Source organism: Lacisediminimonas sp. (assembly GCF_030645335.1).
Lineage (GTDB): Bacteria > Pseudomonadota > Gammaproteobacteria > Burkholderiales > Burkholderiaceae_D > Lacisediminimonas.
Map to the genome: position 1 here is coordinate 1 of NZ_JAUSNH010000123.1, position 4,803 is coordinate 4,803.

Sequence of the window (4,803 nt, forward strand, 5' to 3'; positions counted from 1 at the left end):
CCAGGTCGATCAGCAGACGGTACCCCGGGAATGCCTTGACCTCGTTGAACAGGTGATCGACCTGTGTTTCGCTGAGCACGACCGGCAACAGGCCATTCTTGAAACAGTTATTGAAGAAAATGTCGGCAAAGCTCGGCGCGATCACGGCCCTGAATCCGTATTGCTCCAGCGCCCACGGTGCATGCTCGCGCGAGGAACCGCAACCGAAGTTCTTGCGCGTGAGCAGGATGCCGGCGCCGCGATAGCGCGGCTGGTTCAGCACGAAGTCCGGATTGAGCGGACGATTGCTGTTGTCCATGCCCGGTTCGCCATGGTCGAGATAGCGCCATTCGTCGAACAGGTTGGGGCCAAAGCCGCTGCGCTTGATCGACTTCAGGAATTGCTTGGGGATGATGGCATCGGTATCGACATTGGCGCGATCCAGCGGCGCCACGATGTCATCGACTACGGTAAATTTTTCCATCTCGGATCTGACTTCCCAGGTGAGTTGCCGGCGTGCCGGCGTGGTTTAGTTCTTGGTCAGCGACTGCACTTTTTCGCCGGCGCGCTGGACATCCTTGCCCAGCCCGTCGATCGTATTGCAGGCGCCCAGCAAGGCCGCCGATGCCAGCAGCGCGAGCAGCTTGGTGATGGCAATCATGCCCATGCCAGACTGTTTTTTCATTGTCATCCCTGTCAAAAAAAGCTTGCGCCTGACGGCCGGTCAGGCGCCGCGAACGTCGACAAAATGCCCTTCGACGCCGGCCGCCGCTGCCATCGCAGGGCTGACCAGGTGGGTCCGTCCGCCAGCGCCCTGGCGACCCTCGAAGTTGCGGTTGGAGGTCGATGCGCAACGCTCGCCCGGCTCCAGGCGGTCGGCATTCATCGCCAGGCACATCGAGCAACCCGGCTCGCGCCACTCGAAACCGGCATCGCGGAAAATCCGGTCCAGCCCTTCCCGCTCGGCCTGTTCCTTGATCAGCCCGGAGCCTGGCACCACCATCGCCAGCTTGACGTTGGAAGCGCGGAATTTGCCGCGCACCACAGCCGCCGCCGCCCGCAAGTCTTCGATGCGGGAATTGGTGCAGGAACCGATAAATACCTTGTCGATGCGGATATCGGCAATCGGGGTGTTGGGCTTCAGGCCCATGTAGACCAGCGCCTTTTCCATGGCGTCGCGCTTGACTGCGTCGGCTTCCTTGTCGGGGTCCGGCACCCTGCCGTCGATTGCCACCACCATCTCGGGCGAGGTTCCCCAGGTCACCTGGGGCTTGACTTCAGCGGCGTTGAGCGTGACGACCAGGTCAAAGCGCGCACCGGCGTCGGAATGCAGCGTGCGCCACAGTTCTACCGCCCGGTCCCAGTGCGGACCCACCGGCGCCAGTGGCCGGCCCTTGACGTAATTGATGGTGGTGTCGTCCACGCCGATCATGCCGGCGCGGGCGCCGGCTTCGATGGCCATGTTGCACACCGTCATGCGGCCTTCCATCGACAGCGAACGGATGGTGGAGCCGGCAAATTCGATTGCATAGCCGGTGCCGCCTGCGGTGCCGATCTTGCCGATCACGGCCAGCACGATGTCCTTGGCCGTCACGCCGACCGGCAAGGCGCCGTCGACCTGCACCAGCATGGCCTTGGATTTCTTTTGCAGCAGGGTTTGCGTGGCCAGCACGTGTTCGACTTCGGAAGTGCCGATGCCGTGCGCCAGGCAGCCGAAAGCGCCGTGGGTCGAGGTGTGCGAATCGCCGCAAACCACTGTCATGCCAGGCAAGGTTGCCCCCTGCTCTGGCCCGATCACGTGCACGATGCCCTGGCGGCGGTCATTCATGCCGAAGTAGGCCAGGCTGTATTGCTTGGCATTGGCATCCAGCGTCTCGACCTGGAGGCGGGAAATCGGATCGGCAATGCCATTGATGCGATCGGTGGTCGGTACGTTATGGTCGGCCACCATCAGGTTGGCGGCATTGCGCCACGGCGTGCGGTGCGCCAGCTTGAGCCCGTCGAAGGCCTGCGGGCTTGTCACTTCGTGCAGCAGATGCCGGTCGATGTACAGGATGGCGGTGCCATCCTCGCTGGTGTCGACTACGTGGGAGTCCCAGAGTTTGTCGTAAAGTGTTCTAGCCATGATAAGACGAAGGGCTCGCGCGCCATGCTTGGAAAGCGTTCGATTATGCCATATCGACCTGCGCCAGACCACGCCGCCGGCCATTGGCGGTGGCGACAAAAAGCGCTGCCGCAAGGCGGCGCGGGCGCTTTGCCCCCATCAGGCTGCCCGTGGGCCAGCACCGTTGGCGGGAAGTGCGCCAGGCCGGGCGCGGCCGCGACGAGCGGATTTGCCGGCGCGAGGCCGGCATAAGGTACCAGCGACCAGCCCTAGCGCCTGGCCTGTTGGTAAAGCGGCATGACCTTGGCCGAGTAGGCTGTCAGGTCCGAAATGCGGTCTTCGCGCGGTGGGTGCGTGGACAGGAACTTGGGCCCGCCGCCGTTGCCGACAGCGCCCATTTTCTGCCACAGCGTAATGGCGGCGCGCGGATCGTAGCCGGCCCGGGCGGCGAGTTCGACGCCGATGCGATCGGCCTCGGTCTCATGGCCGCGCGAATTTGGCAGCCCGAGCAAGCCCATATAGGCATATTCCATGCCCTTGGCGCCGAGATCACCCAAACCGGCAATGGCGGAAATGATCTGGATTCCCATGCCGGCAATCGCCTGCTCGGAGGCGCGCTCGCGCGCATGTTCGCGCAGCGCATGCGCCATTTCATGCCCCAGCACCGCAGCAAGCTCGTCGTCGGTGACATTGAGCTTTTCCATCAGCCCGGTGTAGACCGCGATTTTTCCGCCCGGCATGCACCAGGCGTTGACTTCGGCCGAGCTCAGCACATTCATCTCCCAGCGCCAGTTGCGCGCATCCGGACGAAACGCCGCGACTTGCTGGATCAGGCGGTTGGAAATGGCCCGGACCCGGTTGACCTGCGCGGCGTTGCGATTGAGGTTGCCCTTTTTCTGCTCTTGGGCAATCAGTTGGGCATACTGCTGGGTCGCCGCCTTGTCGATTTCAGTCGACGAAATCGCCATGCGTTGCGAACGGTCGACGCCGACCACGCCGGACTGTGTGGTCTGGACTGTCTCGCAGGCGGTGGCGAGGAACAGGATGGTGGCCAGCAATGCACCCAGGACGCCACCGCGCTGATACTGTTTTTTCATTGCAATTCCCCGAATTTGCGTTGCCAACGATAGGACAGGGCGGCGGCCGCCGCGCCAGCAAGGCAAAACCCCGCCGCCATCAGATAGACCGCCCGTGGACCAAATGTATCCCAAAACACACTGAACAGCAGGCCGCCCGCGCTACCGCCGAGGCCATACGAGATGCTGATGAACAATGCCTGCCCGCGCGCTTGCAGCGGGCCGGAGAACCAGCGCTGCAAGGTAGCGACCGACGCCGAATGATGGACGCCAAAGGTCGCCGCGTGCAAGACCTGCGCCACCAGCAGCCAGGCCAGCGACTCGGCGCCGAACCCGATCATGATGAAACGCAGCACGCCCAGCAGCAAGGCCGCAATCATCAGCCGCTCGACGCCGAAGCGGCGAAAAATCGGCGCCTGCCAGAAAAAAAACACGATTTCGGCGATCACGCCCAGCGCCCACATTAGCCCGATCACGGTTTTGCTATACCCGATCTGCGCAAGATAGAGGGAATAAAAAACGTACACCGACGCATGGGCGGCGATCATCAGGAAGGTCGAAACAAAGAACGCCAGCACATCGCGGCGGCGCATCAGGTCGGCCAGCGCAACGGCAGGTTGCAGCGACACCGGCTGGTCCGATTCTGTCATGCGCATGCTGGCATAAAACACCAGCGCCAGCAGCGCCAGCGCAATCCACGGCACCAGGCCGACGCCGAACCAGTCGAGCAGGGTGCCGGCCACCGACACGGCAACAATGAAACCGACCGAGCCCCACAGCCGCAAGCGGCCATAGTGGGTCAGGTCGCCGCGCATGCGCGACAGCATCAGCGCTTCCGACAAGGGGCCCTGGGCGCTGGTGAACAGGTTGAACAGGACCATCACCACCAGCACCTGGGTGAAACCGTCCGCCAGGAACAGGCCGCAAAACGCGAGCGCCGCAGCGCCGGCGGTCAGGCGCAGCACCATCACCCTTTGCTGCCGGTAGTCGGCAATCCAGCCCCACAGGTTGGGACCGAAGATACGCATCACCTGCGCCAGCGACATCAGCACGCCAATCTGGGCGGCCGACATGCCGATCTGGGCGAAATACAGGCTGCCATAGGGCGAGAACACCCCGACATAGCCGTAGTAGGCGAAGAAGAACAGCGCAAAACTCAATGATTGATCTGGCCAGGCGGATCGCGGCACGGGAATTTCCAGGGGTCGCTAATGGCTATACTGCCGCGGCTGTTGCCAGCGCCCTTGCGGGCCACGGCAACGACGGTCTACGAGTGCTGCGCCTAGTCAGCGCAAGCGCGGCGTCGCTACCTCGACATCTGCGCACTGCGCGCGGGCGCGCAGCGCATGATCCATCAGCACCAGGGCCAGCATGGCTTCGGCGATCGGCGTGGCGCGGATGCCCACGCACGGGTCGTGCCGGCCAAATGTCTCGACGACCTGGGCATTGCCATCCTTGTCGATCGAGCGGCGCGGAATGCGGATGCTCGAGGTCGGCTTGATCGCCAGCGACATGCGAATGTCCTGACCGGTCGAAATACCGCCCAGCACGCCACCTGAATGATTGCTGGCGAATCCGCCCGGCGTGAGCTCGTCGCCGTGTTCGCTGCCCTTTTGCACCACGCAGCCGAAGCCGGCGCCGATT

6 protein-coding genes are annotated in these 4,803 nt (G+C 63.4%); all 6 read right to left on the minus strand.

Going from position 1 to position 4,803, the window contains the following annotated elements; translation table 11 throughout:
- The coding region (gene leuD / locus Q7T64_RS08745) for a 3-isopropylmalate dehydratase small subunit (RefSeq protein WP_304794467.1) at positions 1-463 on the minus strand (463 nt) is incomplete at its 3' end.
- A 45-nt stretch (positions 464-508) separates the two neighbouring features.
- Positions 509-664 carry an entericidin A/B family lipoprotein gene (locus Q7T64_RS08750; RefSeq protein ID WP_370653284.1) on the minus strand — a complete coding sequence of 52 codons (156 nt, stop codon included), beginning with the start codon at positions 662-664 and terminating at the stop codon, positions 509-511.
- Positions 665-703: 39 nt separating this feature from the next.
- Entirely contained in the window at positions 704-2,104 is a 1,401-nt protein-coding gene (gene leuC / locus Q7T64_RS08755) for a 3-isopropylmalate dehydratase large subunit (RefSeq protein ID WP_304794471.1), read from the minus strand.
- Positions 2,105-2,352: 248 nt separating this feature from the next.
- A complete protein-coding gene (locus tag Q7T64_RS08760; RefSeq protein WP_304794474.1) occupies positions 2,353-3,180 on the minus strand; it encodes a M48 family metallopeptidase in 828 nt (275 codons plus the stop codon).
- Complete coding sequence (locus Q7T64_RS08765) at positions 3,177-4,349, minus strand: MFS transporter (RefSeq protein WP_304794476.1); 1,173 nt, start codon at positions 4,347-4,349, stop codon at positions 3,177-3,179. Before Q7T64_RS08765 ends, Q7T64_RS08760 begins: the two co-directional genes overlap by 4 nt.
- 96 nt (positions 4,350-4,445) lie before the next feature.
- Positions 4,446-4,803 (minus strand): chorismate synthase (locus Q7T64_RS08770; RefSeq protein ID WP_304794479.1); only part of this gene is annotated, 358 nt, incomplete at its 5' end.

What these genes read in the sequence shown, in the direction of transcription:
- Q7T64_RS08750 (WP_370653284.1), bottom strand. Translation starts at nt 664, where the DNA reads ATGAAAAAACAGTCTGGCATGGGCATGATTGCCATCACCAAGCTGCTC.
- Q7T64_RS08760 (WP_304794474.1), bottom strand. Translation starts at nt 3,180, where the DNA reads ATGAAAAAACAGTATCAGCGCGGTGGCGTCCTGGGTGCATTGCTGGCC.
- leuC (WP_304794471.1), bottom strand. Translation starts at nt 2,104, where the DNA reads ATGGCTAGAACACTTTACGACAAACTCTGGGACTCCCACGTAGTCGAC.